Annotated in this window: 4 protein-coding genes; all 4 read left to right on the plus strand. The window is 59.5% G+C overall.

What is annotated here, in order from left to right:
- Positions 1-789: ATP-binding protein (locus JWR14_RS35475; protein ID WP_299718841.1), on the plus strand; the 789-nt coding region annotated here is incomplete at its 5' end.
- The gene (fixJ, locus tag JWR14_RS35480; protein ID WP_089165612.1) at positions 786-1,433 is read left to right on the plus strand and encodes an oxygen response regulator transcription factor FixJ; all 648 of its coding nucleotides are present in this window, start codon (positions 786-788) and stop codon (positions 1,431-1,433) included. The genes JWR14_RS35475 and fixJ, both read left to right, overlap by 4 nt.
- A gap of 293 nt (positions 1,434-1,726) precedes the next feature.
- On the plus strand, positions 1,727-2,590 hold the full coding sequence (folD, locus tag JWR14_RS35485; protein ID WP_299718844.1) for a bifunctional methylenetetrahydrofolate dehydrogenase/methenyltetrahydrofolate cyclohydrolase FolD: 864 nt from the start codon (positions 1,727-1,729) through the stop codon (positions 2,588-2,590).
- 279 nt (positions 2,591-2,869) lie between these two features.
- On the plus strand, positions 2,870-4,433 hold a 1,564-nt coding region (locus tag JWR14_RS35490; protein WP_299718846.1), incomplete at its 3' end, for a M3 family metallopeptidase.

Here is a 4,433-nt window from a genome sequence, read left to right on the forward strand (position 1 = left end):
TTCACCAGCCGTTTGATGACGATGGGCGAAATGGCGTCATCGCTGGCGCACGAGCTGAACCAGCCTTTGGCCGCAATCAACAACTACTGTTCGGGTTGTGTCGCGCTGGTTAAATCGGGTCGCATGACGCAGGACGCGCTATTGCCGGTGCTAGAAAAAACGGCGCAGCAAGCGGTGCGCGCTGGCATGATCATCAAGCGTATTCGCGAATTCGTGAAGCGCAGCGAACCGAAACGCCAGCCTACGCGCGTGGCGGATATCGTTGCGGACGCGGTTGGCCTTGCAGAAATCGAAGCGCGCAAACGCAAGATTCGCATTCTCACCGAGATTCGCTCACGTATGCCCGTGATCCATGTGGACCCGGTGCTGATCGAGCAAGTGCTCGTGAACTTGCTGAAAAACGCCGCAGAAGCCATGCATGATGCCAAGCCGAACGCCGTCGATCCAGTGATCCGCGTGGTCGTGCAGCGCGTGGACGGCGGGTTTGTCTGCGTGAGCGTGGTGGATCAGGGGCCAGGTGTGGATGAAGCCACGGCGGAACGCCTGTTTGAACCCTTCTACAGCACCAAGTCCGATGGCATGGGCATGGGCTTGAACATTTGCCGATCGATCATTGAATCGCATCGTGGACGTCTTTGGGTGGTGAACAATATCGATGCCTCGGGCAACGTAACGGGCGCCACATTCCATTGCAGTTTGCCAATCGGAGAAGCCGATGGTCCAGGCAGTAGCGGACCGGAAGCTCTCAGTCATCAACCCACACAACAAACTGTTACGGGAGAGCTATGAGCACAGTCACCACTCAGGAAACCGTCTTTGTCGTCGACGACGATGAGGCCGTGCGTGATTCTTTGCGCTGGCTGCTTGAAGCCAATGGCTACCGCGTCTCGTGCTTTGCGAGCGCTGAAGCGTACCTCGATGCGTACCTCCCGATCGCCCATTCAGGCGCGATCTCGTGCCTGATACTGGACGTACGGATGTCAGGCATGAGCGGTCTCGAGTTGCAGGAACGGCTGATTGCGGAAAATTCGCTGCTGCCGATCATCTTCGTGACAGGTCATGGCGACGTGCCGATGGCCGTCTCGACCATGAAGAAGGGTGCGATGGATTTCATCGAAAAACCGTTCGATGAAGCCGAGTTGCGCAAGCTCGTGGAACGCATGCTGGATAAGGCGCGTACAGAGAGTTCCAGCGTGCAGCAGCAGCGTGCCGCGGCTGAGCGGCTGGGCAAGCTGACGGCGCGCGAGCATCAGGTGCTGGAGCGCATTATTGCGGGGCGCCTGAACAAGCAGATTGCCGATGATCTTGGTATCAGCATCAAGACGGTCGAAGCGCATCGCGCGAATATCATGGAGAAGCTTTCCGTGAATACGGTTGCCGATTTGCTCAGGCTGGCGCTTTCCAACAAGCCGCAGACGCAGTCGGCGCAATAGGGTTTAGCTGTTCTCTTTGCTACGCCGAGGGGCATTTTTCTCCTCGGCGTAGCTGCTTTGGTTTCGGCCGTACGAGCGGTTCACGGTTCATGGGCAACTCTTTTTGCCGCTCGGCCTCAGGCCAAACCGGTCATTCCCCCAGGTACCTCCCCCCGCCTGTCCCGCGCCAGCAAAAATCCCGTCCGGTATAATTAAAAACCGACCGCAACGCCGCGCCACACTGGCGCAACAGGCCTCCTGCGACCCTGCGCCCTTCAAGAAAATCGCGGACTTCTCCTCCGCCCAGACCTCCTATGACTGCCCAAATCATCGACGGCAACGCCCTCTCCAAGACCCTTCGCGCCGATGTCGCCGTACGCGCCGCTGCGCTGACCGCCCGTGGCCAGCAACCCGGCCTGGCAGTCATTCTCGTCGGCGAAAATCCCGCCAGCGAGGTCTACGTCCGCAACAAGGTAAAAGCCTGTCAGGACAATGGCTTGCACTCCGTGTTCGACCGTTTCCCGTCCACACTCACCGAAAGTGAATTGCTGACCCGGCTCGACGACCTGAACAACGATCCGAACGTGCACGGCATCCTGGTGCAACTTCCGTTACCGAAACATATCGATAGCCACAAGGTCATCGAAGCTATCGCTCCCGCCAAGGACGTAGATGGTTTCAACGTCGAAAACGCCGGTGCGCTGATGACCGGCAAACCGCTGTTTCGCCCGTGCACGCCTTACGGCGTGATGAAGATGTTCGAAGCGCATAACATCCCGTTGGAAGGCGCCAACGCGGTCGTGATCGGGCGCTCGAACATTGTCGGCAAGCCAATGGCCATGCTGCTGCTCGAAGCCGGCGCTACCGTCACCATCACGCATAGCAAAACGCGCGATCTGGCCGCGCTGACGCGCAACGCGGATGTAGTCGTCGCGGCAACCGGCCGGCGCAATATCCTGACCGCCGACATGGTCAAACCCGGTGCAACAGTGATCGACGTAGGCATGAATCGCGACGAGAACGGCAAACTCTGCGGCGACGTGGATTTCGCGGGCGTGAAGGAAGTGGCCGGTTTCATCACACCCGTGCCTGGCGGCGTCGGCCCGATGACCATTACCATGCTGCTGGTGAACACCATTGAAGCGGCCGAACGCTCGATGCAGCAGGATCGGGATTGATGTGAGCGGGCGACGCCCTTCCGTGCTTACAGGCATGATGGGCGCACCGGCCGCCGGAATTCCGCGGCACAACGCACAGCCGGCGCGCCGATCGGGTAAATCACCGCCTTAGCCAGAATCGATTTGAGAATCGGCGGAGGCGTCCCCACAATACAGAAAGCGCACTTTTTGAAATCGCGCGCTGTGTCAGGCGCGGCGTCACTTTTGAAATCGCGCGCTGTGTCAGGCGCGGCGTCACATTCATCGTCGCATCCATTTTTATCCGAGACCGGGAGAGTCATGTCCAGTTCGACACCATCGAATACCGCGAATCAAGCGAATCAGGCTCAGACCCAAGCCACAGGCAACCCCCTGCTCGACTTCTCCGACCTGCCCCGTTTCAACGACATCAAGCCAGAACACGTGACGCCGGCGCTTGACGTTTTGCTCGCCGATGCAAGAGCCGCCGTCGATCACGCCAGCGCGCCTGAGACGCCGGCTACGTGGCGAGACATCGTGGAAAGCGTGGAGCGCGCGAGTGAACGGCTGTCGCGTGCGTGGGGCGTGATCGGCCACCTGAATGCCGTCGCCGATACCCCCGAGTTGCGTGCCGCCCACGCCGAGAATTTGCCGCGTGTGACGGAATTTTCCGCGAGCGTCGGGCAGAATCTGGCGCTGTATGAGAAATACAAAGCGATTGCGGCAAGCGAAGAACACGCATCGCTGTCCGCCGAGCAGAAGAAAATGCTCAGCAATGAGTTGCGCGGTTTCCGTTTGTCGGGCGCCGAGTTGCCCGAAGATAAAAAACCCCGTTTTGCACGCGTTCAGGAAGAACAAGCGGCGTTGTCGAAGGCATTCTCCGATCACGTCCTCGATGCCACCAACGCGTTTTCGTATGTCGTCACCAAGGAAAGCGAACTCGCGGGCTTGCCGGAAGACGTGATCGAAGCGGCGCGCGACGCAGCGCAGAAAGAAGGTCGTGAAGGCTGGAAGTTCACGCTGCATTTTCCCTCGTATTTCCCGGTCATGCAGTACGCGGAGCATCGGCCGCTGCGTGAAGCGATGTATCGCGCGTATGTGACGCGCGCGTCTGAATTGGGCGCGAACTACGGCAATGGCAAGCTCGAATGGGACAACACAGCGAACGTTGTCGAGCAACTGAAGCTGCGTGCCGAAGAAGCCCACGCGCTCGGGTATCAGAACTTCGCCGAAGTATCGCTTGCGCCGAAGATGGCCGAATCGCCGGCGCAAGTGGTTGCGTTCCTCGAAGACCTGGCCGTGCGCGCCCGCCCGCACGCAGAAAAGGACTGGATGGAGTTGCGTGCGTTCGCCGCGACCGAACTCGGTATGCCGGAGCTGCAACCGTGGGATTCGACCTTCGCCGCCGAACGCCTGCGTCAGCAGCGGTATTCGTTCTCAGAAAACGAGGTGAAGCAGTATTTCCCGCAAGAGGCCGTGCTGAAGGGTTTGTTCAAGGTCACGGAAACGCTGTTCGGCGTGAGTATCCGTCGCGATGAAACCGCGGTCTGGAATCCGGAAGTACGCTTTTTCCGCGTTGAAAACAAGGACGGCTCGCTCGTCGCGCAGTTCTATCTGGACCTGTACGCGCGCGAAGGCAAACGCGGCGGCGCCTGGATGGACGACGCCCGCTCACGCCACAAACGCCGTGAAGGGGGCATACAGACGCCCGTCGCATATCTGACGTGCAACTTCTCCGCGCCCGTTGGCGGCAAGCCCGCGTGCTTTACGCACGATGAAGTCATCACGTTATTCCACGAATTTGGGCACGGCCTGCACCACATGCTGACGCGTGTCGATGAACTCGGGGTATCGGGAATTAACGGTGTGGAGTGGGATGCGGTCG

Origin of the sequence: Caballeronia sp. (assembly GCF_028292365.1) — a bacterium.
Taxonomy (GTDB): domain Bacteria; phylum Pseudomonadota; class Gammaproteobacteria; order Burkholderiales; family Burkholderiaceae; genus Caballeronia.

Coding starts and splice junctions, on each gene's coding strand:
- folD (WP_299718844.1), top strand. CDS start 1,727: ATGACTGCCCAAATCATCGACGGCAACGCCCTCTCCAAGACCCTTCGC.
- fixJ (WP_089165612.1), top strand. CDS start 786: ATGAGCACAGTCACCACTCAGGAAACCGTCTTTGTCGTCGACGACGAT.